The sequence below is a fragment of the Bifidobacterium sp. ESL0827 genome (assembly GCF_052606685.1).
Window position 1 is genome coordinate 1,785,799 of record NZ_CP199597.1, and the last position, 25,003, is coordinate 1,810,801.

Genomic DNA, 25,003 nt, shown 5'->3' on the forward strand with positions numbered 1-25,003 from the left:
CCTTATATTGTGGTCTTTCGCACGCCATCTTACTCACGAGGTTCCGTAACCATGCAAATCAGGGGTCATGTGCACGGGTGTGGAACACTAACTCTGATGGTGGATGAATCAGAGATCGGCCTCAGTTATTTTGGGGCGGAGCCGGTGGACGACCGACAAGGCCCATCCTGGTCAGAGGTGAGGCTGTGATCTGCCTCATCGTCAGAACCAGTCCCAACGTCAGCGACAGAGCCGAGGCCATCATTATGACAGCCGAGCAGTGAACCCCGTAGGCCGTCCACCGAGCGCCGATCTCCAGACCAGGGCTGACCTGCCAGATGACATAGCAGGCGTAAAGAATCCCTAGGAACCCAGCTACCGACATCAAGGTGGAGACAATCTGGATCGAGGCCGAAGACATCCTGGTCCCTGGAGCATCCATGCCGGTCCCCCGAGTGGCGGCCAGAGCAATAAGACAGAGACCAGTCGGAATGAGAATGCCCATGACCACGTCTGAGGGGCGGTGCCAGCCGCCCTGCACCAGCGAGCAGCCCACGGACAGGTCAAAGGCGAACCCTACCAAGGCAACAAAGGCCCTCCAAACCCGGGGCACCACACAGAGCAGGGACAGGACCACCGCCAGAGCGAGGATGGTGTGTCCCGAAGGGGCAGAATTGGCAGCGGAAGCCTGAACATGGATCAGCACAGGGCGAGGCAGGAAGCGTTTGAGGATGCGCGCCGCCCCGTAGACCACCAGAGCATAAACAGCGACCTGGCCAAGCAGCCACCACCGGCGTCGCACTAGAACAACCACCAGGGCGACAAGACCCAGCACTACACAGATCACCACAGTCGCATAAGGAATGGTGAACAGTCCCAGATAAGCCTTGATTAGGGGCGCTTGATCAAGAAAACCTCGGAAGTTCGCCAGGGCCATGTCGTCATAGGTCTGCCCTGGTACAGTCCAGACAGCCGCCCACCAGACCAAAGCCGCCAGACACAGGCAGGCCAGGCCGGTGACCAGGCACAGAACCAGGGCTGAAATGCGGGGACGAGACGTCAAGGGATCCTGATCAACATGACTGTCGTCCGCTACGGTTTGCTCATTCGGGTCCCGGTACCAGGTCTGCTGTGCTTCGCCCTGCTTGCGCTTGTTGGTCATACCTCTAGACTCTATCCAACCCCTGGGTCGACAGCCGACACCTCGTCCGGCGAATACGCTCCCTTCACGACTTCAGCCAGTTCAGGCAGTGCAATTATGGAAAACTCCCACGCAACCCAGAGGCCACTTGCCCTTGCCGCAATATGCCACATGAGAGCAAGCCACCGTGATACACAGGCCAATTCCATCTGCCGTTTGGCACGCAGAACCCTCAATAATTATCAATATAGGCACCTGCAACACCTTCGACCCGAACCATCCGCTAGCATAAAAGCAGAAGGGTTACCGCGAGTTTACGGCTAGTCACTAACGAGGTCGGAGGCGAGGCGTAAACGGTTTCAGCATCATCTTTGAAGGAGATGAATAGCTAAGTCGCTGCGGAAGCGGAGAGAAGGGAATAAGAGAATGAAATACTGTACCCAATGCGGGGCGGTCAACGAGGACGACGATCAGTTCTGTAGCCAATGCGGACAACCGCTTGACGCGGTTATAAAAACAGATAATCAATCCCCCGACCCGATCAAGGACGCTGAACAGAACGATAGACGCCAACCCAGCCAAGATGAATCAGATCATTCGGCGAGCGTCACTGGTGCCTCCGACACAGCCGAAACCTCTGCCGTTAATACCGAGTCTAGAGACTCAAACCATGTGACCGATGCAATTGATGTCGATAAAACCAGCGCAAAAACGGGCCATACGGAAGCCGCCCCTCTGTCCGTGCTCCCTGGACAGGGCCCAACATCGAGCTCAGCCCCTGCCAGCGTGGTTGCCTCCCGTAAGCGGCTTTACATCCTGATAGCAGCCTTTGTGGCGCTGGTCTTAGTAATTACGTGCGGTTTTGTCGCTTACCGGCAACTGTCGCCCAAAGCCATGCCTCATGTGCAAGCCAAGACAGCTGCGGAAGCCGTCGAACAGCTCAAGAAGGCTGGCATTCCCGCCAAGACCCAACTCCAGTTCAGTCCCAAACGCAAGGGCTCCTTCATCCGCCTGTCCGGAGCTGATAAGTCCGGCCACCTGCCCAAAAACGCTCACGTCACCGTCACCGAGTCGGCTGGTCCTGGCGTTCCCAAAGGCACCATCGGTCAAAGTAAAGCCAAGGCTGTACAAACGCTCAAAGCCATGGAAGTGCCTCTCACAGTGGCTGACGTCGTCTCATCCAAGACTGGCGTCGGCCAGGTCGCAGCCTCCTCCCCGTCCGACGGACAGCCCGTACTCGACACCAAAGACGGCATCCATGTGGGCATTGCCACTGACAAGGCAGGCATTCCCATCGAGGTGGCCGGCATGGACAAGGACCAGGCTCAAAGCCAGCTGGAGGCCAAAGGCTACAGCATCACCATGCAGCCCCGCTTCTCCAGCCGGAAGAACCTGGGCAAGATCGTCGGCGCCAACCCATCCATCGGCCAACCCGCCAACGCCAAAACCGCCACGCTCTACTACGGCGTAGATGCCAGCAAAAAACTCGATGTGCTCGCCACCAAAGATGACAGTTTCCCGCAATCCGTCTATATTCTTAACAAAGAGGCAAACTTGGCCGGACAATACTGCACCGAAGACGGCGACTGTCTGAACTTGGACACAATCAGTAAGGATGAGGCCGGTAGCCAACTCGGCACTTCATCGCAGTATTTGAAAGTACGCGGCGAAACAACCCCAGGCGGAGATCCACGAGATTACTTGAGCCTGTGCACCTTCTCCCAAGACCTATCCGGCTGCATCCCCTCCAATACGGGACTGGACGAAGGAGCTGGGTACATGAAGAACCACCTGATCTCCGGCCCCAGCGGAGCCTTCGAACTCTACGCAGGTATAGGCCTGCCCAACTGCGGGACCGTGCCTGTTGACGCTGCCTTCTGCGATAACGGCACGCCCAGATTTGTGCCCTTGGGCGAAGACCCCGGCTTCCAAAACTCCGGTTTGGAGTGGAAGGCCAAGGACTTCTTCGTATACATGCCGGTAGGCGCCAAGCTGGATCAACTGGAATCGGACGAATACTTCGCAGGCAGGCCCGACTTCAAGCCGGATGCCGACCGCCCCTACCTGATCAAGCGCGACAACAGCAAGTATCCAGACCGCTCAGCCGATGACAATAGGGGCAAAAACCCCTATGCGCCCACTCAGTACGGCAAAGCCGAACCATTCCAGGAAGCACCAAACAAGAAGAATGTCTACTACCTAGTGGAGAATCCGATTGATTGGGAAGCCATAGGTGGCAACACCGCAAATCAAGACTTTAATGCTTTGACAGGCAAGTGGACTTGGGCCGAATCCGGCGATGGTTCTCTGATCAGCGATATGACCATTCAGTCAGATGGCAGCTTCACTGGCTCTACTTTTGAGCGTACCGACCGGCCCAAATTCATGGACGGCAACACCGATAACTACAGCGGTCATTTTTCCAAAATTACCGAAAATCCGGATGGCACCAAGACTTTGACTCTGGACCCCAAGTCGATCAAGGGTGTTTCGGATTCCTTGCGCGAATGGTCGGGTTTAACGAAGACGACCTACACTTTCGTGCCTGCTGGCCAGGCCATACAGAACATGGATGAAAAAATGCGGGGCGCTGTAGATAATTACGGCGGGAGCCAAACCACTTCAACCTTGGACAATGACGCAATCACAGCAGAGGGCATTATCTTCCTGAAAGATAAAAAATGAGCCCTTGTCTAACTGGCCATGGAAAATAGCAAAAGCAAGGGGTTCCCGTCTTCGCCAAAGCAGCGATTACGGGAACTCCTCGCAATTTATCGGCTAATCAGTAATAGTTCTTGCCAGAATCGTCAATCTTGACGGCCAGTTCACCATCTTTGATCACGAACGTGCCGGCCAGGTAGTCAGATGCTGAAGATCTGCCATCTTCCCAGTCGGAGTCTGAATCAAAACGATATTGGTAAGTGATATTGGTCTGAATCAGGCTGGTTTTGAACTCGCCGTTACTCAAATCCAACTCACTCAATGAAGGTTGGCTACTGACAGTCCGTTTGATATTAGTATAGTTTGGACCGCCATAATCCTCGAAAGTGCCGTTGGAGAAGGAACAACCAGTCTTATTCGTCTCGGTGGAGGCCGTGCAGTCATTGATGCGCTGCTGGACCTGGTCCAGGATTCCTTTTTCCAATGCGTCAGTGGCTTGGGGGGCAATGTAAGCAACCTTACTGGAACCATCGAGCTTGACCTGCTGGGCTTGGATGTACTTGGAATTAGGCAACTCCACCTTGGCCACACCTGGATAGACCGGCAAGGTGTATTGATCCATCGAACTGTAATGCATCTCGTCGCCGCTGTCGGATGAGGACGAGTCAGAGGGAGGAGTAACAACCTCTTTGTTCATGCCAGCTTCTGCCAGCTTGACATTGATGCCGTTAACCACGAGGCTGTCCACAGTCTTTGGGGCAGCTACTTTGATGGTGGTAGTCAGGGGTGTGGCAATCCTCCAGGAGTCGAAGATCAAAAATTGCTTGCCAGCGGCTTGTATATCCAGCGGCTTGGACTGCTTGACACCGTTGACCGTATAGGAAATTCGCACCTGGTAGCCTGAGCCTCGTGGGTTTCGGACCAGAGGGCCAATCTCGACGTTCTTGATGCGCGAATCCGCATTCTTAGCGTAGTCGTTTGTCAGCAGGATGCGCGAGTCGTTGGCCACGCCAGGATCGACCAATTGATTGGCACGCTTGTAATTGCCGCTTGACACGGCGGAAACGTACGTTTTGATCTGCTCTGAAGGCGTGAAGACCATATTCTTGAGTATGAAATATGCGCCGATCAGTATGACCGCCACACCGATGAGAACCCCCCAGATAATTACAGTCTTTCGCTGCACTTTACGCGTGACCGGGACAGCGACAGGTTGCTCTACTGATGCCGTAACATTTGGTAGGGCCTGCGTTTGAAACTGAGAATCAGCCGCAGTCGAGGGCTCCGACTCGACGCCCATATACTGCTCGTTCTGCGACAAGGTCGCAGTAGGCTGCTCCGCGTCCGCCATATCATCAGTATCTTCCTCGCTTGAGGAGACGGGCCGAGACTGAGTACCATTTTCATCGGAAGAATTTGAACCCTCGGAAGCAGGATCCGCCTCCATGAAGGAATCGTCTGCATTAGTGCCAACATCTGCCTCAGGAGCCTCTTCACTAGCGAGCACGGGAGTAGTAGGCGTTGGGATGCTTTCCTTGACCTCGTCCTCCCCTTTTTCACCATCGAACCCCAGAGTCATGCTTTGATCGTCTGCCGACGTCATCAGGTGTCCGCACGACGCACAGAACTGGGCGTCAGGCTCATTCTTAGCCCCGCAATTTGTGCAAAACATAATCGTCCTCACCTTTCTGCGTTTTTCTTCTGCCTGTCACGACCACTGTCAGACCAAGGAGAAGATGGCACTTATGAACGCGGCGCCGGCAATGCTAATGAAGATGATCATCACCAGCAAGAAAATGAGGAAGGCCGCAACCAAGAAAATAAGCCAAAGCCAGAAGGAATCCAATTTGCGAGTGTTCCTGGATGTAGCAATCAAATAGGAGGGAACCGCTGACATGATGCTGACACTTATTAGGAAAATGACAGCTGCCATAACCGAGCCACCAATCAGAGAAAGCAGAACCAAGACCAGGTGGAGGATCGCGAAAGGAAGAATAATCTGTGCGAATGCGTCATGTACCTGCCGAAAACCGTCGGGGTCACCATAAATTTTCTTGCCTATGAATATAGACAAGGTCATGACGTAGAGCACAAAAGCCACAGCGATGAAGCCTCGGAAGAAGAACCCAAAATTACCCGAAGAGCCGGTTGAAGCCGACGAGGACGAATAGCCTAGCATCGATGTTACAGGGCTAAGTGCGTTCGATACAGCGGAGACAGTCCGCGATTCCCAAATCGTGACCAACAAAGAAATGATCATAGCTTCCACAAATATGGGCACGCATGCATACCAGGCTGGCTTGATCATACGTAGGCTGGGCTTCTTCAAGGCAGCAAGCATCCAGTTGAAGAAAAGTCTGGACTGAGTAGGTACAGACTGCTGAATTGGCACCATGCCAGGTCCTGCACCGGACATAGGCTGCTGGAAAGGCGGCTGGTTAGGCTGGGTTGGCTGAGCCTGCGGGAATGACTGGGTCGGCTGCCCAGTAGAATTGCGGGTATCTGGAGAAGGTTGTCCTAGTGGCGATTGCGATTGCGATTGCGAATCGATATTTTGTGGCAGCTGGGCGCCCGGGACTGGCATCGGATAGGCACCAGAAATGAAGTCAGGCTGGCCCGACTGCTCAACCGGATTGGATACCGGCTGAGGAAGACTAGGAGAAGGATTATTTGGAACGCCAGCATTAGCAGTCAGTCCAGCCTCTGGCTGAGTCTCGGACTGCTCATTTGAATCAGGAGTAAAGCCCGGAGCAGATGCATCCTGCTCCTGCTTTGCAAAGGGCATACCGCACTTTCTGCAGAATTTTGCACTATCCGGATTTTCGGCCTGACATGAAGTACATTTCTTCATGATTTGTCACTCTCCTCTGATTTCCCCTCCCCAGGCCGCTAATCAGCCTAGAGCAAACTCTTCATAATTCAATCACAAGACGTAAACATCAAACAACAGAAGATCAACTGCCAATTGACACTAAAATAGCAGCGGCGTCCGTGCACACACATGCATGAATCAATAGAGCTATACTTGAATAATTACCTATGTCTGTAGAGATTAGACCCAAATACCTGCTGTCAGAACACAATTCAGTCATCAATCCAACGAGGCAGTCCACCTCTTGATCTGGCAAACATCTATGAAAAACTCCCACGCACCCGCCAGAGGCCACTTACCCTTGCTGCATTCCTGCCCTGGGGGGATTGGGTGACATAACGCCACGTGAGAGCAAGTCACTATGATAGCAGACAGGCTCCACTTGTCCACTGGCAGGCGCCGACTCATCCAGCCAGGTGTGCATTCAGTCGATATCGCCACCAGTCGCTTCCCTGAGTAGACCCGTCCGCTAGCATGTAAACAACAGGATCGCCGTACTCCGAGCGGCTGATCACGGATCATGTCGGACCCTGGACAGCCCGGCATCACAGCGACAAGGGATGGATGGCTGAAGACGAATGGCTGACATGGATGCTGATTTGGTGATTGTGGGCGCTGGCCTGTTCGGTCTGACCGTGGCTCAGCAGGCGGTCGAGCACAGCGGGGCCCGGGTGCAGATCATCGACGTACGCGACCACATCGGCGGCAATGCATACTCCTACATGGACGAGGAGACCGGGGCCGAAATCCACAAGTATGGGGCCCACCTCTTCCACACCTCCAACCGCAAGGTCTGGGAGTACGTCAATCGCTTCACCGAATTCACCGACTACACCCACCGGGTTTATACCACCCACAAGGGCGAGGTCTACCCCCTGCCCATCAACCTGGGCACCATCAACCAGTTCTTCCACGCCCACTACACCCCCCAGCAGGCCCGTGAACTGATCCGGGAACAGGCCGGCGAGCTGGCCGGGACCGACCCAGGCAACCTGAATGACCAAGGCATCTCCCTGATTGGCCGGCCCCTGTACGAGGCCTTCATCAAGAACTACACGGCCAAGCAGTGGCAAACCGATCCCTCCCAGCTGCCGGCTTCGATCATCAAACGGCTCCCGGTGCGATTCAATTACGACAACCACTACTTCAAGGACACCTGGGAGGGCCTGCCCAAGGACGGCTACACGGCCTGGTTCGAAAGGATGATCGATGACCCACGCATCCAGGTGAGCCTGAAAACTGACTTCTTCGACAACTCCCAGCCCTGGAACCGGGATGCTCTGGTGGGGCAGGTCCCCGTGGTCTACACCGGCCCGGTTGACCGCTACTTCGACTACCGTCTGGGCGAGCTCAAGTGGCGAACCGTGGACTTCAAGGAGCGCCGCTACGACGAAGACGACCACTTCGGCTGCCCGGTCATGAACTTCTCCGATCCTGACGTGCCCTACACCCGCGCCATCGAGTTCAAGAACTTCAACCCTGAACGCTACGATCGGCAGAACCATGAGCGCACCGTGGTCTGGGAGGAATATAGCCGCTTCGCCGGCAAGGGCGACGAACCCTACTACCCTATCAACACAAGCGACGACCGGGCCCTCTATACCCAGTACAAGCAACTGGCAGCCCAACAGCCGAAGGTCGTCTTCGGCGGTCGCCTGGGCACCTATGCCTACTACGACATGCACCAGGTAATCAATTCAGCCTTGGATGCCTGGGACAAGCGGATCGCCCCCCTAGTAGGCCACAACCAGGACTGAACCCTGGGTTGAACTCCTGCCGACCTTCTAGCGGTAATCATCCCACTGGGGTGACGGGAAGAGGATGGGGTCAGCCTTTGCCCACAGGGCGATCATGTCGTCGTCAGGATTGGTCAGCGCCTGAATCTGCACACCGTCCATGGTGCAATAGACGGTTCTGATCAGCCGATGGAAGGACGACCGATCCCGATAGGGCTCAGGCAGCTTCCAACGGATCCCGTCCATGAAGTCAATCATCCGAGCATGGCGATCGCAGTAGTATTCGTGCGCTGGATGGGACGGATCGTGAGCCTCCACAGCCAAATGCATAAAGAGCATGACCAGGACCATGCGCTCGGCATTCTCCTCGACCAGACGACGCAGATAACCCGGCAGCGAATAGAGGGAATGCCCCTCCTCGTCTCGACCTATGGCCAGCTCATCACGCTCGCCGGGCTTGGACCCAAAAGTAAAGGAACCCTGGTCGTAGTAGACCTGGATGACCAAGGAGAGGAGCTCCTCGCGCGTGCGGGCATAATGACGTAACCCCGGCAGGGTCAAGCCAACGGCATCTGCGATGGCCTGCATGGAGACGCCGTAGGTACCGTAATAGGCGATCATCTGGGCGGCGACCTGGGCTATCTGCTTGCGACGCTCGTCGGGGGTCATCCGCCGACGTGCACCGATTGGCCGCCGTGAAAAGCGTCCAATAATCTGCTCTCTGCCAGCCTTGTTCCTGGTTTTCCTGTTCGCATCGCTCATCAGGATCATCATACCGTTGGCCGTCAGACCGCCAACGGCTCTATATTGCCCCTCTCTACAGCCCGTTACCAAGATTGGAACCGCCAGAAAGGACTTGCCTGCTTGCTTATTTTATATTTTTAAGATATAAAACAATACGGGAAGCATGGCGCTTCCCCACTGTGCACAGACGCACCGAAAGAGAGGGAGTCGGACAATGACACAAGCCGATTCAGCAGGCGGGCAGGAGCTCGGCACCGCAGCTAAAAGCCGATACTGCATAGCCTTCTTCGTTTTCAATCTGTTCTGGATGATGGCTCTATCCATCGTCGCCTCGGTCCTGTTGCCCCAACGCCTGACCGACATCGCTCCGGGGTCCAAGGTGGCCATATCCGGGGTCTTCAACGCCACCACGGCCCTGACCTCACTGGTGTCCAACCTGATCGTGGGCAACCTGTCCGACAGGACCCGATCCATCTTCGGCCGCAGAACGCCCTGGGTCGTTTCCGGCGGCGTTCTGGCCGGCATCTCGCTCTTCCTCATGGGCGTCATTGCCAACGTCTGGGTCATCGGCATCTTCTACTGCCTGGCCATGGTCGGCCTGAACATGATGATCTCGCCAGTGGTCGCATCCCTGTCCGACCGCGTTCCCGAATCACAGCGGGCTACCATGTCGGCATTCATTTCGGCAGGCAATCTCGTGGGCAACTCTTTGGGCACGCTGGTCGGTGCCCGCTTCATCACCATGCAGATCCCGGGTTGGATCATGTCCGGCATAGTCATGGGCGTGGCCGGACTGGTCACAGTGGTCATCTGGCCCAAGGAGCCCTCTTCAAAGGACATGCCCGCTTTGAGCAGCAGCCTGCGCTCCATCCTTGAATCCTTCCGCCCGCCTCGTCACGCGCCCGACTTCTGGATGGCCTTCGTAGGACGTTCCCTGCTCCTGTTCAGCTACTACATGATCCTCAACTACCAGCTCTTCATCCTTCAGGACTACATGGGCCAGTCCGTCAAGGACTCGGCGGCCACCATGTCGACCATGTCCTTGGTGCTGATCGTGGTCTCCATGGTCGCGGCCCTGGGTGCTGGCCCGATCTCCGACAAGATCGGCCGTAGGAAGATGCCCGTGGTCATTGCCAGCCTGCTCCTAGCCCTGGGCTACGCCATGCCATGGATCATCCAAAGCCCCCTGGGCATGATTCTGTTCACCGCCATCGGCGGCTTCGGCTACGGCATGTACGGATCAGTTGACCAGGCGCTCAACGTTGACGTTCTGCCCAATGCCGAGGAGGCCGGCAAGGACCTGGGCATCCTCAACATCGCCACCACCCTGGGCCAGATGGTGGGTCCCATGGTGACCTCGCTGATCGTCTCGGTAACCAAGTCCTACCAGCTGGTCTTCCCCACCGCCATCGTTCTGGTGTTGCTGGCCTGCATCTTCATCAGCCGCATCCGCACCATCAAGTAAGGAGACCAAACAGTGAGCATCCACATCGACCCGCGCCTGACTATCGGCACCATCAGCCCCTACCTGCACGGCCAGTTCATCGAATTCCTCGGCGAGTGCATCGATCAGGGACTATGGGTGGGCACGGATTCATCCATCCCCAACACCAACGGCATCCGCACGGACGCCCTCAAAGCCCTGAAAGCGCTGAAGCCTCCCCTGCTACGCTGGCCCGGCGGTTGCTATGCCGACACCTACCACTGGCGTCAGGGGGTCGGACCGCGCAATCAACGTCCGGTAGGATACAACGAGAACTTCGGCACCTACCAGCCTGACGGACACGGCTTTGGCACCGACGAATTCCTCCGTCTGTGCCAGGCCATTGGGGCCGAACCCTGGATCAACGTGAACATGCTGAGTGGATCCGTGGCTGAAATGCGCGACTGGATGGAGTACTGCAACAGGCCATCAGGCACGGCCATGTCAGCCATGCGGGCCGCCAACGGTCACCCCTCCCCCTATGGCGTGAAATTCTGGGGTCTGGGGAACGAGCCCTGGGCCGGCGGGGGGACGATGACCCCGTCCATGTACGCGGACCGCTATCGGATGTTCGCCTCAGCAATGCCTACCTTTGCCGAAAACGGGGACCAGCCCCCAATGATCCAACCCATAGCCTGCGGCCCAGACGGAAACAAGCCTATGGAACGAGTGCGCTGGACCAGGGACTTCTTCCAGGCTTTGGCCCAGTACCGCCAGCCGCCCATCGCCGCCTACGACCTGCACTTCTACAACTGGAACATCGACCACCCCGACGACACTTCCACTCAGTTTGATCAAGATGGCTGGGATCGAGTGATTCGAGGCGCCCTCGAGCTCGGTGAAGTTATCGACCAGCAGTGGAACCTGATGCAGGCCTGCCTGGCCACCATGCCTTACCCTGAGAGCAGCATGGATTCCAGACTGACAAAGGTCGATCTGGTCATGGGCGAATGGGGCAACTGGCATGGCGATGCCTTCACGGCTCGTCCGGCGCTCCGACAGCAGGTGACCATGCGCGACGCGGTCACCTCGGCCCTGACGCTGGATATCCTTCAGTCCAGGTGCGACAAGGTGTCCATGGCCTGCAATGCCCAGACCCTGAACGTCCTCAACTCGCTGATCCTGACCGAGGACGACGCCACCATACTGACCCCCAACTACGACGTCTTCATGATGTACCGGCGCCACCAAGGGGCCCGGGCGATCCAAATCCTGCCAGAGGCCGACAACCCAGCCCTGCACGTCTTTGCCTCAGTCAAGGACGGGCACATCATGGTGGACCTGGTCAACGCCGACATGACCTCTGCCGTCGAAGCGGCACTGACCCTGCCCGAGCCTGTGCGTCCTGCGGGCATGCAGAGCCTTTCAGCACAGGATCCGCATGCCTGCAACACCCGATCCGACCCGGACCAGGTCAGGGCTCGCCAGGTCGATGTCTCGGATATCCCTGAAGGACGTGAAATTACGGTCCGCCTGGATCCGGCCTCAGTGAACGTGCTCGATCTGGCCATGGTCTGAGAGGCAACAGCAGCAATCGGCGGATTGGACACCACGCCTGCAGTCCACCGATTCAAATCTACGATCCAACCACATAAACAAACATATAAACCGCATGTGGCCGACCCCCCGAAAGAGGTCGGCCACATGCTTATATCCGGCGCTTGACAGCGCTCGACTGAGTCTACTCAGGCGTGCCAGACGTCCTTGCCGTTTTCCTTGGCGGCTTTGACATCGGCATCCAAGGCGCTCTCGTCGCCCTCCACCTTGCCAGCGATATAATCCTCAACCAGCTGATGGGCCTCGTTGTCCTCATGCTGGACGGCAGGGGACTTCATGAAGTAGGAGCTGGGTGCCAGCACTGGGCCGGCCAGATGACGGTCCAAGGCAATCTTGGCAGCACGCAGGGCGTCGATGACGATACCGGCCGAGTTGGGCGAATCCCAGACCTCCAGCTTGTACTCCAGGTTCAGCGGGACATCACCGAAGGTGGTGCCTTCCAGACGCACGAAGGCGAACTTGCGGTCATCCAGCCAGGCCACATAGTCGGAAGGACCGATGTGGACGTTGTGGGGATCCATGTCGTGAGGAACGATGGAGGTGACTGCACGGGTCTTGGAAACCTTCTTGGACTCCAGACGAGTACGCTGCAGCATGTTCATAAAGTCCATGTTGCCGCCCACGTTCAGCTGGTAGGTGCGGTCTAGGCGCACACCGCGATCCTCGAAGAGGCGAGCCATGACCCTGTGGGTAATGGTGGCGCCCACCTGGCTCTTGATGTCGTCACCCACAATGGGTAGGCCGGCATCGCGGAACTTCTGGGCCCACTCAGGGTCGGAGGCGATGAAGACAGGCAGGCAGTTGACGAAGGCGCACCCGGCCTCGATAGCTGCGGTGGCGTAGGCCTTGTCGGCCTGCTCAGAGCCAACGGGCAGGTAGGAGACCAGCACGTCGACCTTCTTGTCGCGCAGGACCTGGGCCACATCCACGGGTTCGGCATCCGACTCGGTGATCATCTTCTTGTAGTACTCGCCCAGCCCATCGCCGGTCGGCCCGCGCAGGACTTCCACGCCCTTGTTGGGAACGTCGCAGAACTTGTAGGTGTTGTTTTGCGAGGCGAAGATAGCCTCGCTCAGGTCCTTGCCGACCTTGAGAGAATCCACATCGAAGGCGGTCACGAACTCCACGTCACGAATGCGGTAGCCACCGAAGTTGGCGTGCATGATGCCGGGGATCTTATCATCATCCTTGGCGTCCTTGTAATACTCGACTCCCTGTACCAGCGAGGAAGCGCAGTTGCCCACGCCCGCTATAGCTACACGGATGCTCATACAAACTCCTCTGATTTACTGAGTTATTCCAACCTAAGCATACCTTCTTCCGATGGAAAGCATGAATGGAATTGAACCGTACCTTCGCACTCAGTAACAGAACTCGCTTCGAAAAGAGTGCAAACGTACGAAAATGATGAACGTTCAGCCCTAGGTCGAACAGTTTTCAGCCCTGCCGGATAGCGTGGTTGGCATGGCCAATCAGACTCGTTCAGTCAGTTCGACCTCGCCCGCACGCAGGACCCAGCCCGGAGCGCGCGGCGGCAGGAATCGCGCCGACAGGCTCACCTCGCGGCATGCCGACCGGAATCACCGGGGCGGCGGACCCCGTCGCGGGCGGCCCCACAAGTCACATCGTGTGCTTAAGTGGACCCTGGCCCTGTTGGGACTGGTGCTGGTCGCCGGGGCGGCAGCCTTCGCATACCTATATCTGACCACTGAAATCATCCCACCGGAGAAGCAAGCTCTGGCGCAAAAGACAACGGTCTACTATGCGGACGGCACCACCCCCATCGGAACCTATGCCAATCAAAACCGTGAGATCATCGACTGCGCGGTCCTGCCCAAGTATGTAGGCAATGCGGTCGTCGCCTCGGAGAACCGCACCTTCTACAAGGACAACGGCATCGATCTCAAAGGCATCAGCCGAGCGCTCTTGAACAACGTGACCAAGGGCACCCGTCAGGGCGGATCCACCATCACCCAGCAGTATGCCGAGCGCTACTATCTGGGCGAGACCACCTCCTACAAGGGCAAGCTGCGCGAGGCCATCCTTTCCTTGAAGATTTCCAGGACAGAGGATAAAGACACGGTTCTGTGCAACTATCTCAACACCATCTACTTCGGCCGTGGCGCTTACGGGATCCAGGCCGCCGCCCAAAACTACTTCGGCAAGGACGCCAAGGATCTGACCATGCCTGAGTCGGCCATGCTGGCTGGCATCATCCCGGCCCCTACCTCCTGGGATCCGGCGGTCAACCCCAAGCAGGCCGAGTCGCGCTTCCACCGCGTGCTGGCCATCATGGAGGAGGACCACTACATCAGCCATCAGGACCGAGCCGGCGCTCAAATGCCGCAGACCATCAAATACATGCCGCAGAACGTCTACCAGGGACCCAACGGCTACCTGCTGCGCATGGTCCGCAACGAGCTGTCCTCCGGCAAAAAGGCACCCTTCACCGCGGACGACCTAGATACGGGCGGCTACCGGATTATCACCACCATCCAAAAGGACAAGCAGGATCTGATGTTCCAAGTGGCCAGTCCGTCCACAGGCAACAAGCATCTGCCGCCCACCCTGCAGATCGGGGGGCTCTCGGTCGACCCTAAAACCGGGGCCATCATCTCCCTGTACGCCGGTGACGACTACCTGACCCACCAGCTCAACAACGTGGATCAAGCAACCTTCCAGGTCGGTTCGACCATGAAGGCCTACACGCTCTTGGGCGCCATCCAGGACGGGGTCAGCCTGAACACGGTCTTCAACGGCAATTCACCTCGTACCTTCTCCAGCGTAGGCAAGTCCGTCGCTAACGCCGGGAATGTCAGCTACGGGTACATCAACCTCTACTCCGCATTCGCCAACTCGGTAAACACGGTCTTCATGGACCTTGGCGAACACGTGACCTCACGCAAGGTTGCCCAAGTGGCCCACACGGCCGGCATCACCGGGAAGATCGACGATACGACCACTTTTGACACCCTGGGAGTAGACGCCCTCACGGTCTATGACGTGACCCAGGGCTATGCCACCCTGGCCAACGGGGGACAACGACCCAAGCTGCACCTGGTGGCTCAGGTCAAGGATGCCAAGGATCAGGAGCTCTATACGGCTGCAATCCAGTCGGATCAGGTCTTCAACGCCGAACAGGTGGCTCTGCTGCAGAAGGCCATGACCACCACGGTCCAGCGTGGCACTGCATCCTACGCACGTTCCCTAGGGCGGCCCATCGCCGGCAAGACCGGCACGGCCAATGACCAGACGGCCATCTCCTTCATCGGATTCACCCCCTCGCTTCTGACCACCTTCGCCATCTGGAACCAGGGGCAGGACGGCAGCGCCCTGAAGGTTCCGGACCGCTATCAAAACGACTTCTATACGGTCCAGCTCTTCACCCAGTACATGAAGTCGGCCCTGGGCAACAGTCCAATAGAGCGTTTCCCAGACGCTGAGGACCATGGCAAGGTCGGTGGCCCAGAAGGCAACTGGGGCAGCGGATCCTGGAAGAGCAGCAATTCGTACAGGCCCAACCGCGGATACTCATATGGATACTCATATGCACCCCAGCAGCGCTACCAGCGCCAGAACTCCGAACAGGGGCAGTCCGGATCCGGCAGCGGCTCGGGGGCTGGTACCGGAGGCGGGACAGAGAACGACAGCAACAGCGGCACCGTGGAGGGCGGCGACAAAGGCAGTACCCAGGGCAATTCCGAGGGTGAACCATCCCAGCAATAAACCAATCCAGACAATTAGGTCCGATCCGGGCATAGCTGTGCGTCCGGATCGGACCTGGAGGACTGGAGCCTTCAGCCGCGCTGGAAGCGGTTGAGTGCCGAGATGATGGCCTTGAGGGAGCTGGTAGAGATGGACGAATCGATGCCCACGCCCCAGATCACCCGGGACCTGGCTGGTTCGCCCACCTGGCATTCCACATAGGAAGCCGCCAATGCATCGGTGCCGGCGGTCATGGCATGCTCGGCGTAGTCCAGGACCGAGACGGTCTGATCCAGGGACTTGAGCGCATCCAAGAAGGCCGCGATTGGACCATTCCCATGTCCTTGAACACGCCGCCTCACCTCTGGGTCGCCCGGGGCAAGCCCCCGATCCAGCAGGGTGGCATCAAGAACGGTGTCGGATCCGTCCTCGCCGGAGGTGACTGCAACATTCAGCAGCTTGAAGCGTCCCCACTGGCGCAGGGTCTCGTCGCGCTGATCCGCCATGGACTCGCCGCCGACCACGCTCCCGCCAGCCTCCACGGGCAGGTACTCGTCCTTGAAGAGCCGCCAGATGTCGGCATCTTTGACCTCGCGCTTGGTCCTGTCGGCATAGCTCTGGACAAGCCGTTCGAACTCCACCTGGAGACGCTTGGGCAGGTCCAGATGATGGTTGGCCTTGAGCAGGTAAGCCATGCCGCCTTTGCCCGACTGGGAGTTGACCCGGATGATGGCCTCGTAGTTGCCACCCACATCCTTGGGATCGATGGGCAGATAGGGCACCAGCCAAAGGAAGTCGTCAGGGTTGGCGTTGGCGCGCAGGGCCGCCTGCTGCCGGGCGTCCAGACCCTTCTTGATGGCATCCTGATGGGAGCCGGAGAAGGCCGTAAAGACGAAGTTGCCGACGTAGGGGTGCCGCTCGGAGACGGCGATCTGGTTGCAGTACTCCACCGTCCGACGGATGCCGGGCATGTCGGAGAAGTCCAGCTGGGGATCGATACCCTGGACCAGGAGGTTCAGCCCCACCGTGCAAATGTCGACGTTGCCGGTGCGCTCACCATTGCCCAGCAGGCAGCCCTCCACCCGGTCAGCCCCGGCCAGCAGACTGAGCTCGGTGGCAGCCACGGCCATACCCTCGTCGTTGTGGGGGTGCAGGGAGAGCACCACCGCATCCCGGTCCTTGAGGTTGGTGGATATGTACTCCACTTCGTCGGCGAATACGTTGGGGGTGGTCATCTCCACGGTGTTAGGCAGGTTGATGATCATGGGATGCTCAGGCGTAGGCCGGATCACATCGATGACCGCATTGCAGACCTCCAGGGAATACTCTGGCTCGGCACCGGAGAAGGACTCGGGCGAGTACTCATAGGAAAGATCAGTGCCCCCGGCATCGGCCTCCAGAGAGCGGCAGAGTTCGGCCGCGTCGGTGGCCAGCTTCTTGATCCCGGCCTTGTCCTTATGGAAGACGACCTCCCGCTGCAGAACCGAGACCGAATTATAGAAGTGGACCACGGCCCTCTTGGCTCCTCGCAGGGCCTCGTAGGTGCGACGGATCAGATGTTCGCGAGCCTGGGTCAGGACCACGATAGTCACATCGTCGGGAATCAGCTCACGCTCTATCAGAAGGCGGATGAAGTCGTAATCGGTCTCGGAGGCCGAGGGGAAGCCCACCTCGATCTCCTTGAAGCCCATGGAGATCAGCAGATTCCAGAATCTCAGCTTGCGCTCGGAATCCATGGGGTCGACCAGGGCCTGGTTGCCGTCGCGAAGATCCACCGAACACCAGCGGGGCGCCCGCTTCAGGGTCTTGCCCGGCCAGGTGCGCTGCGGATAGTCGAAGGGAACCTGCTTGTTATAGGCCACATACTTGTTGTAGGGCATGGCACTGGGCTTCTGCGGCGAACCCACAAACCTGGGGGGAGGCAGCAGCAGGTCGTTGTTCCCTCCATTGGACGCAGCGGCCTGGGCCGCAAGATCAAACACGGATGCACGATCCTGATCCATCTCTCCTCCTTCTTTCGTTCGTCGGAAACCGCAATATCACCCGGCCATGGGTGCTCGGACAGGCCGAAACCGTACCGGGGGTGCCATTATTTTACCGGAGGAGAGCTAGGACATGCGGTCCGGGTCCGCATTACGACGCAGAGGAAGGCGAGAGCACAAAGTCTTGCGTAATTCGCAAGGTTATCCAAGCTGCAAACTCCAGACTAGGCAAGCACTTACAGAGTGCTCGCTGCATAAGATTCAGTTGAAGAGCCTCACTGGAAGAGTGAGACACCACGACGGCCCTCGCAGTAGGCGTTGCCCAGCCAGGTGTGGCGCGAGTTAGGCCAGACGGAACCCAGACGGGGGGCGTTCTGGCTCATCCAGATGCTGGGCACGCGCCCATCGGCGCTGTGGGAACCCAGCAGGTTGAAACCGTTCTTGACCGCCAGCCAGTCGGGATGCTGGGTGGCGATGGCCAGACCCTCCTCCAAGGTCAGAGGGAGACGGTCATCGGAGTCGATCAGCTTGCGGGCCACGTCCGGCTCGCGGTTGGTGTAGCAGGTGCCCGTATGTGGGTCCAGGACGATGTAAAAGGGTCCCTCGGGCGGCTCGAACCCGTTCTGCGGCAGGAAGCTGGCAATGTCGCGCGGAGGCATAGTGGTAAAGCCAGCCATGCGATTGATGCTGGTCCGGGCAATCAGCGACTCAGGCGAGACCAGCTCCCTGGTAGGGATGAGCAGGATCTGCTCACCCAGCTCAGTGGACTCCAGCGCGGAGATCAGGGGCTGAGCCAAGGCTCTGAAGGCGGCGGCGCTGATGTCCGCCACATCCGGATAGCCCAAAGCCACGATCCGATCCAGTTGCCGCTTCACTTCTTGGGAAGATCTGGTCATGGCCTCCAGTCTAATTCGAATCTGCTACGACAAGCACCCGCACTGTCTACACCCGCATGCCGAGGCGAGGCACTGTACTCAGATTCAGTGCTGGCCGTACACGTGCTGGTATCGGTCGTTCAGACTGGCCACATCCTCGTCGGACAGGGGCACAGGCGTACCGATCTGCTCAGCGGCCCATACCGTACGCGCCACTTCCTCCGTCATCGCCGCCGCCTTCACCGCAGCTTCGGCATCCGCACCGACAGTGAAGGGGCCATGATTGCGCATGAGCACCGCGGGGCAGCCCGGATGCTCCGCCAGGGTCTCGACCACCCCACGACCTATCTGATCCGAACCGATCAAGGCGAAGGGACCCACCGGCACTGGACCGCCGAACTCGTCACCCATCATCGTCAATACGCATGGGATTGGCCGGCCCACTGCGGCAAAGGCCGTCGCATAAGTGGAATGCGTATGCACCACGCCAAACACTCCAGGCATATGCCGGTAGATGTAGGCATGCGAAAACACATCCGAGGAGGGTGCGGCAGATCCGTCCACCACATGCCCCTCAAGATCCGTAACCACCATTGATTCCGGCGTCAATTGTTCATAGCGCACCCCGGATGGTTTGATCACCAGCAAGTCGGCCGAATGCAGACGCTGTGAGACATTCCCCGCCGTCCACACCACCAGCCCCCACTTGATCAGCTGCTCATGCAGGGCAGCAACATGCTCGCGGACCAGACCTGCTTCGACACGTACCTCGTCAGGGAAATCAGCCAAGGACGTCATAAGAACCACCACCATTTCCAATATGGGGCCGACCCTTCCTGCGAAAAGCCGGCCCGGTTTGCTTACCTGCGCGTGCAGACCATGCTGCGCGTCCTCACAGGCTTTCCAGATCCTTGCCCTTGGTCTCCTGGGCAAAGAGGTATATGACAGCACCGATGACCAGGCAGACACCGAAGAAAGTGAATGCCGTGGTGACAACGCCGATGTTGATGTGCTGGGAGACATAGTCGCCGCCCACCAGCAGCCCCATAAATATAGGGCCTACGATTTTGGCCGTGGCGCCGATGCCGTATCCCAGCCCCAGTCCGGTAGAGCGAACATCGTTGGGGAACTGCTCGCCGCCGAAGGCATTGAGAATGCCGAAGACACCGTCAGCGAAGGTCATGATGACCAGGACGGCGATGTAGAACTGCCAGCCGGAATTGTGGAAGAAGGCCGCATAAAAGCATCCCAAGGCCCCGATGATGCCGAAGGAGAACATGGTCCAACGCCTGCCGATGATGTCAGCCAGCCAGGCAGAGCCGAATCTGCCTATGCAGTCGGCCACGGAGACGCCCATGAACAGGTAGGCCACCATCTGCGTTGAAAAGCCAAAGGCATCCTTCATCAGCGTCTGACCCCAAGATTGGATGGCGAAGGAACCCAGAATGAAGCAGAAGGAACCGACCGAAATGATGACCAGCGGCTTCAGATGCTTGGACAAGAGCAGGTGATAGCTGGCCTTCTGCTCCTGTTCGACCTTGGGCAGGGCACCGACCTGGTCCGCAGGAAGCTCCAGGGCCCATGCCAAGGCCTTGCGGGCATCATCGTCACGTCCCACGCTCTGGTAAAAACGGGGGGACTCAGGCACGGTCGCCAGCCAGAAGAGAAGGAGGACGGGGATAACGCCCAGTGCCACCAGCACGCGCCAATTGTCGCCAATCAGGCTCTGCGAGACGGACCCCAGGAGCAGACCCATGGGGATGAAGACCGAGGCCAGGCCGGAGAGCATGCCGCGCTGCCTGGCCGGGACGAACTCCTGGACGTAGGGGATGGAGATGATGTTGAGGCCGCCTACGCCGATGCCCACACCGATGCGCAGGATGGCCAGCAGGATCCAGGCACCGTCAGGCAGGAAGACCGACAAGGCCGTGAAGACCACGAAGCAGAGCACACACCACTGGAAGGCATGCTTGCGGCCGAAGCGATCAGCCAAACGCCCCCAGAGGATGGAACCGATGACTGTGCCCAGCCCGGAGCAGGCCAGGATGATTCCAGCGGAAACCCCGGTCAGGTGCCAGGCCGAAGTCAGAAGGGAGACCACGAAACCAATCAGGAACATATCGAAGAATTCGGATATATTGCCGGCTATGGCCAGGCCGATGATGCTTTTCTGATGTCCGGTCAGGGGACGAGAGTCTATCTGCTCGTAAGCAGTCAGTGCCTCCCCGGCCTGTGTGACATGTGTATCACTCATAATGGGTTGCTTTTCTTTCTCGGATGATCATAATGATGGCGGCCCGACCCTGGTACGGGTCTGACCTGAGGATCCAGGCCGCTTTCTCCATCCTTGGAGAATGCTGCGGCGGGCCTGGATCATGAAAGAGATGTCAACGATTGATATCCCCACCCAGCGGAATATCCAGTTCCTGGGCGCGGATACGGGTCAGATCGCCCATATGCGTCAGAGCGTACTCGGCGGCCCGCTGCCCCCATCTGACACCGCACTCCACATCATCGGAGAGGAAGCCGTGGAGGGTGGCAGCCACGAAGGAATCCCCGGCGCCGGGACGGTCCACCACCGGAACCGTGGTGGTGACGTACTTCTTGATTCCTTTGGAGGTTCTCAGGTAAGGACCATCCAAATGATTGGTGGAAACGATGTACTCATTGCCGAAGCGCTGGTAGAGCTGTTCGCAGACCTCCTCGCCAGTCCCCTCGATTCCGAAGACGCTTTTAGCGTCCTTGATGGAGCAGAAGAGGATGCGGGCCTTATGAGCAATGGGCTCTAGTACCTTTCTGGCCTGGTCACCAGTCCAGAGCTTGCTGCGGAAGTTCACGTCAAGGGCGATGTCGATGCCGCGCTTCTCCGCTTGCTCGGCCGCATAGGTCACCACCTGGGCTGTGGTATCGGTCAGGGCCGCAGTGATGCCGGTCAGGAAGAGCAGGCGGGTGTCCAGCATCCGGTCCCAGTCGTAATCCTCGATCCCCGTCGACCTGAAGGGGGTGTACTCGCGGTCGTAGATGACGTTGGCCGGCATGGGGGGCTCGCCTGGCTCCATAAAATAGAGAGCGATTCGGCTGGCCGGCTTGCGGACCATGGTGCTCAGATCAACGCCCACGGACCTGTACTCGCTCAGGACGTATTCACCCAAGTCCCCCTCCGGCAGCGAAGAGGTCCACAAGGTCCTGCGCTGAAGCTGAGCCAGAACTCCGGCTACGTTGGCCTCGGAACAGGCGGGATTCATCAGGACCGACCGGGCGTTCATCAGCCGCTCCCCCCTCCTGACCGTGAGCCTGATCTGCCCCTCTCCTATGGTCGAAAGGTCATATGTATGTTCTGCCATCACTTGCTCCTTGTCTACACGGTCGCTTTCCCAGCATGGACCACGACGTCCGCTTCAGTCCGTATTACGACCTGTCACATTCAAACTCGCACCGGTCGGGTCGACCCTCCAAGGACGACCGCTGGCATCATAGCCTCCCTGCCGATGCCAAGGGGGTGGAGGACCGGCACAACCACCCCCGGGTCGCAACCGTGATGGCTGCGACCTTTACCTCAGCCTCTGGGGTCGAGCACTTCCATGCCAGCCCCGCGCAACCAGGTTTCCACTTTTCCCCTTGCATTCATGACGATCTGATCGGCCTGGTCTGAATCATCGTTCCACATCTCCAGCATGATTCGCCCCGACCAGGACTGCCGGGCCAGCTCGGCGAAAGCCGTGGGAAAGTCGGCACAGCCCTCGCCCATGGTGATGCGACGCGGCTGTCCCGGGAGCACATCCTTGACGTGGATGGCCAGCATTCTGCCGACTCCAGACCTCAGCTCAGCCGCGGCATCCAGCTCCTGCTCGTACAGGTTGCCGATATCCGGGTACATGCTCAGCCAGGAGGACCCGATCTGATCGCAGATGGACAAACCCTTGGTGATGGAGGTGATGTCATTGCCGTCCACATTCTCTATGCCCAGCATGACACCGGCCTGGGCCGCGTACTCAGCCGCCCTGGCCAGAACCTCCGCATACCTGGCGCGCTGGCCAGGATCAGGGTCCTCGTAGTAGGCGTAGTAACCGGCTACCTGGATCAGGGGAATGCCTGTCTCGTGTGCAAGATCGATCGCCTTGAGGAAGATCTCGTAGGCCCGACGGCGGATAGCAGGATCGGCCGAACCGGGGCCGACCTTGCGGTGGCAGCTCAGGCAGATTCCTCCGACCTGGACGCCCTGGCGGTCAGCAGCCTGGCGGAATGCGGAAGCCTGGGCAGCCGTCCAGTCCAGGCGGGCCATCCGCTTGTCGCTTTCGTCAATGGACAGATCCATGAAGGTGAACCCATCGGCGGCGACATGGGACATGAATGCGTCCCAGTCATCCGGCTCAGCGGGGGACTTCAGGGCCTTCTCATAGATGCCCAGGGTGACGCTGCCGCTCATTGCGGCCACACCCTGCCAATAGTCTCCCGCAGTTCAGTGGCGGCGGCCAGGGGGTCATCAGCCTTGACGATGCCGCGGCCCGAGATCACCACTCCGACGGGAACTCCTTGGAAGAAGGGCAGGTCCTTAGCCGTGACCCCACCGGTCACGGTGACCTTGAAGCCCATCTGATGCAGCTGGCGGATACGGTCCTTGTCGTTTTCTCCCCAAGTCAGTTTGCCGGCCGCTTCAGCGTCGCGAGAACGGTGGACGATGACCTGGGTGGCTCCAAGCCGCCGCCACTCGCGCGCCTGTTCGGGATCGTAGGTCTCTCCAAGCTCAATCTGGACCTCGCCGCCAAACTCCTGGGCCACCTTCACCACCTGCTCGACCGTGGTCATGCTGGCCCCGGCAACCACCGAGACCCAGCTTGCACCCGCCTCGAAGCAGGCGCGGGAGATGACCGCTCCAGCTTCAGCAATCCTGACATCCGCCAGGATTGTCTTATTGGGATAGAGGGCACGAATCTCGCGCACGGCTCTCAGCCCTTCGGCGATAATCAGGACGGTTCCGCACTCGATGACATCGACCTGGCTGATGGCCGCGTTCAGAGGTCTCAGGGCCGATGGCATATCAAAGGTGTCCAGAGCGATCTGGAGCTGAGGACGTTCCAGGGTTTTGTCTGCTGCCATTGCGCTCAGGCCTCCTTACGGAAGGAGAAGAAATTGTGGGCATTGCGGATGAGCAGCTTGTCCACGTAGTCAGGGTCAAAGCCTTCAGCAATCATGCGGGGGCCGTCCACTGCCGGGTTGTAATCCACGCCGCTCACAGAGCCGTAGACCTTCTGGTAGGAGCGCTTGCCGGAGTCCGTACCCAGGAGGATACGGTCTTCATAGCCGTCTTTCTTGAAAGCCTTGAGCTCCATCATCCTGTTGGAATCGGGCTGATACTTGATCCTGTTCGTGCCGTCGATCTCCAGATAGACGCCCAGGTCCAGGATCTCCTCCAGGTAGTAGACATCAGCGTTGCGCTGGATGTGGCCGATGGCGATCTGGTCGGCCGGGACCCCCAGTCCGATCAGGGTCTGGGCTTGTTCCAGACCACAGGTTCCATAAGTGGTGTGCGTGTTGATGGGAGCGCCGGTTTCGATGGCCGCCTTGGCAGCAGCCTCCATGCACTTGTGTTCGAAGGGTGTGATCTCTCCGTAAGCAGTGCCGATCTTGATGACGCCTGCCTTATAAGGGCTGCGATCTACCAGAGGGCCGGTGTAATCGTTGCGGTCAATGCCCTCGCGGATATCGGCGATGACCAGGTCGGCGATTTGATCCACGCTGTAGCGGTTGATCCAGTGGGACTGGGTCTCCAAGTAGACATGCTCACGGTGGAAGCCGGTGGCTCCGATGATCTGCAGGTTCTCCACCGAGCGGGCCACCTCGGCCAGCTTCTCGATGTCACGACCACAGTTGATGGGGCACATATCCACCACGGTGCCGCCCTGCTTGCTCCAGTTCAGCGAGGCCTTGGCGAAATAGCCGGCCTCGGTCTCCGCCTTCTCGACTGAATCCAGTTGATGGTCCTTGTCCAGGTAGACCTCACCGGCTCCAACCCGGATCAGATGGTCGTGGCTGTTGACTACACCAAGCGTGCTCGGATCAACATCACCCAGAATGGTTCGTGCGAATGCCATATGAACTCCTTTGTTGTTTGTGCTCTGCGACTTCGCGGCACCGGTCTTCAGGCTCTTCCTGCCAGTGCCTTTGACAGGAGACAGATTATGTGAGCAACTACAGATCAACAAGGACTTTGATGAACATATGTACTCTAACTATGGTTATAGATCTATGCCAATTTCATTTTTTGCCT

General features: G+C 58.4%; 18 protein-coding genes, 1 other RNA gene and 1 pseudogene. 5 read left to right on the plus strand and 15 right to left on the minus strand.

The window, feature by feature from the left end:
* Nucleotides 1-121 precede the first annotated feature (121 nt).
* Nucleotides 122-1,141, minus strand: coding sequence for a phosphatase PAP2 family protein (locus ACUIAI_RS07210; RefSeq protein ID WP_445341995.1), 1,020 nt, complete (start codon nucleotides 1,139-1,141; stop codon nucleotides 122-124).
* Nucleotides 1,142-1,546: 405 nt separating this feature from the next.
* Here ACUIAI_RS07210 and ACUIAI_RS07215 point away from each other — a divergent pair, with 405 nt between their 5' ends.
* The gene (locus tag ACUIAI_RS07215) at nucleotides 1,547-3,805 is read left to right on the plus strand and encodes a zinc-ribbon domain-containing protein (RefSeq protein WP_445341996.1); all 2,259 of its coding nucleotides are present in this window, start codon (nucleotides 1,547-1,549) and stop codon (nucleotides 3,803-3,805) included.
* A gap of 97 nt (nucleotides 3,806-3,902) precedes the next feature.
* Here ACUIAI_RS07215 and ACUIAI_RS07220 read toward each other — a convergent pair whose 3' ends face one another.
* From ACUIAI_RS07220 to ffs, 4 genes and pseudogenes are all read right to left on the minus strand, one after another.
* Nucleotides 3,903-5,360, minus strand: a complete 1,458-nt coding sequence (locus ACUIAI_RS07220) for a hypothetical protein (RefSeq protein ID WP_445342859.1) — start codon at nucleotides 5,358-5,360, stop codon at nucleotides 3,903-3,905.
* A 30-nt stretch (nucleotides 5,361-5,390) separates the two neighbouring features.
* A pseudogene (locus ACUIAI_RS07225) lies at nucleotides 5,391-5,453 on the minus strand (zinc-ribbon domain-containing protein); the annotation flags it as partial.
* Nucleotides 5,454-5,501: 48 nt separating this feature from the next.
* Nucleotides 5,502-6,632 carry a DUF6574 domain-containing protein gene (locus ACUIAI_RS07230; protein ID WP_445341997.1) on the minus strand — a complete coding sequence of 377 codons (1,131 nt, stop codon included), beginning with the start codon at nucleotides 6,630-6,632 and terminating at the stop codon, nucleotides 5,502-5,504.
* Nucleotides 6,633-6,917: 285 nt separating this feature from the next.
* Nucleotides 6,918-7,008, minus strand: an RNA gene (ffs, locus tag ACUIAI_RS07235) — signal recognition particle sRNA small type.
* Between the two features lie 223 nt (nucleotides 7,009-7,231).
* On the opposite strand from ffs, the gene glf reads away from it, so the two are divergent.
* Nucleotides 7,232-8,410, plus strand: coding sequence for a UDP-galactopyranose mutase (gene glf / locus ACUIAI_RS07240; RefSeq protein WP_110413515.1), 1,179 nt, complete (start codon nucleotides 7,232-7,234; stop codon nucleotides 8,408-8,410).
* Between the two features lie 27 nt (nucleotides 8,411-8,437).
* On the opposite strand, the gene ACUIAI_RS07245 is transcribed toward glf, so the two are convergent.
* A complete protein-coding gene (locus ACUIAI_RS07245) occupies nucleotides 8,438-9,151 on the minus strand; it encodes a TetR/AcrR family transcriptional regulator (RefSeq protein ID WP_211121117.1) in 714 nt (237 codons plus the stop codon).
* Between the two features lie 196 nt (nucleotides 9,152-9,347).
* On the opposite strand from ACUIAI_RS07245, the gene ACUIAI_RS07250 reads away from it, so the two are divergent.
* Together ACUIAI_RS07250 and ACUIAI_RS07255 are read left to right on the plus strand one after the other, a co-directional pair.
* On the plus strand, nucleotides 9,348-10,598 hold the full coding sequence (locus ACUIAI_RS07250; RefSeq protein WP_445341998.1) for an MFS transporter: 1,251 nt from the start codon (nucleotides 9,348-9,350) through the stop codon (nucleotides 10,596-10,598).
* Between the two features lie 12 nt (nucleotides 10,599-10,610).
* The gene (locus ACUIAI_RS07255) at nucleotides 10,611-12,134 is read left to right on the plus strand and encodes an alpha-N-arabinofuranosidase (protein WP_445341999.1); all 1,524 of its coding nucleotides are present in this window, start codon (nucleotides 10,611-10,613) and stop codon (nucleotides 12,132-12,134) included.
* Between the two features lie 167 nt (nucleotides 12,135-12,301).
* Here the strand turns inward: ACUIAI_RS07255 and ACUIAI_RS07260 are convergent, their stop codons facing one another.
* A complete protein-coding gene (locus ACUIAI_RS07260) occupies nucleotides 12,302-13,444 on the minus strand; it encodes an inositol-3-phosphate synthase (protein WP_110413519.1) in 1,143 nt (380 codons plus the stop codon).
* A 193-nt stretch (nucleotides 13,445-13,637) separates the two neighbouring features.
* Between ACUIAI_RS07260 and ACUIAI_RS07265 the strand changes: the two genes are divergently transcribed.
* The gene (locus ACUIAI_RS07265) at nucleotides 13,638-15,899 is read left to right on the plus strand and encodes a transglycosylase domain-containing protein (RefSeq protein WP_445342000.1); all 2,262 of its coding nucleotides are present in this window, start codon (nucleotides 13,638-13,640) and stop codon (nucleotides 15,897-15,899) included.
* Nucleotides 15,900-15,970: 71 nt separating this feature from the next.
* Here ACUIAI_RS07265 and leuA read toward each other — a convergent pair whose 3' ends face one another.
* The 8 genes from leuA to ACUIAI_RS07305 all read right to left on the minus strand — a co-directional run bounded on the left by leuA (nucleotide 15,971) and on the right by ACUIAI_RS07305 (nucleotide 24,827).
* Nucleotides 15,971-17,881: a 2-isopropylmalate synthase gene (gene leuA / locus ACUIAI_RS07270; protein ID WP_046323453.1), complete on the minus strand. Its 1,911-nt coding sequence runs from the start codon at nucleotides 17,879-17,881 to the stop codon at nucleotides 15,971-15,973.
* Nucleotides 17,882-18,135: 254 nt separating this feature from the next.
* Complete coding sequence (locus ACUIAI_RS07275; protein ID WP_121912897.1) at nucleotides 18,136-18,756, minus strand: DUF5701 family protein; 621 nt, start codon at nucleotides 18,754-18,756, stop codon at nucleotides 18,136-18,138.
* Between the two features lie 84 nt (nucleotides 18,757-18,840).
* Nucleotides 18,841-19,533, minus strand: a complete 693-nt coding sequence (locus ACUIAI_RS07280) for an L-ribulose-5-phosphate 4-epimerase (protein ID WP_445342001.1) — start codon at nucleotides 19,531-19,533, stop codon at nucleotides 18,841-18,843.
* Nucleotides 19,534-19,627: 94 nt separating this feature from the next.
* Nucleotides 19,628-20,989, minus strand: coding sequence for an MFS transporter (locus ACUIAI_RS07285; protein ID WP_445342002.1), 1,362 nt, complete (start codon nucleotides 20,987-20,989; stop codon nucleotides 19,628-19,630).
* 133 nt (nucleotides 20,990-21,122) lie between these two features.
* A complete protein-coding gene (locus ACUIAI_RS07290) occupies nucleotides 21,123-22,079 on the minus strand; it encodes a sugar kinase (RefSeq protein WP_445342003.1) in 957 nt (318 codons plus the stop codon).
* Nucleotides 22,080-22,291: 212 nt separating this feature from the next.
* Complete coding sequence (locus ACUIAI_RS07295) at nucleotides 22,292-23,161, minus strand: L-ribulose-5-phosphate 3-epimerase (RefSeq protein ID WP_445342004.1); 870 nt, start codon at nucleotides 23,159-23,161, stop codon at nucleotides 22,292-22,294.
* Entirely contained in the window at nucleotides 23,158-23,832 is a 675-nt protein-coding gene (locus ACUIAI_RS07300) for a 3-keto-L-gulonate-6-phosphate decarboxylase UlaD (protein WP_445342005.1), read from the minus strand. Before ACUIAI_RS07300 ends, ACUIAI_RS07295 begins: the two co-directional genes overlap by 4 nt.
* Nucleotides 23,833-23,837: 5 nt before the next feature.
* A complete protein-coding gene (locus ACUIAI_RS07305) occupies nucleotides 23,838-24,827 on the minus strand; it encodes a phosphotriesterase family protein (protein ID WP_045935859.1) in 990 nt (329 codons plus the stop codon).
* Nucleotides 24,828-25,003 lie beyond the last annotated feature (176 nt).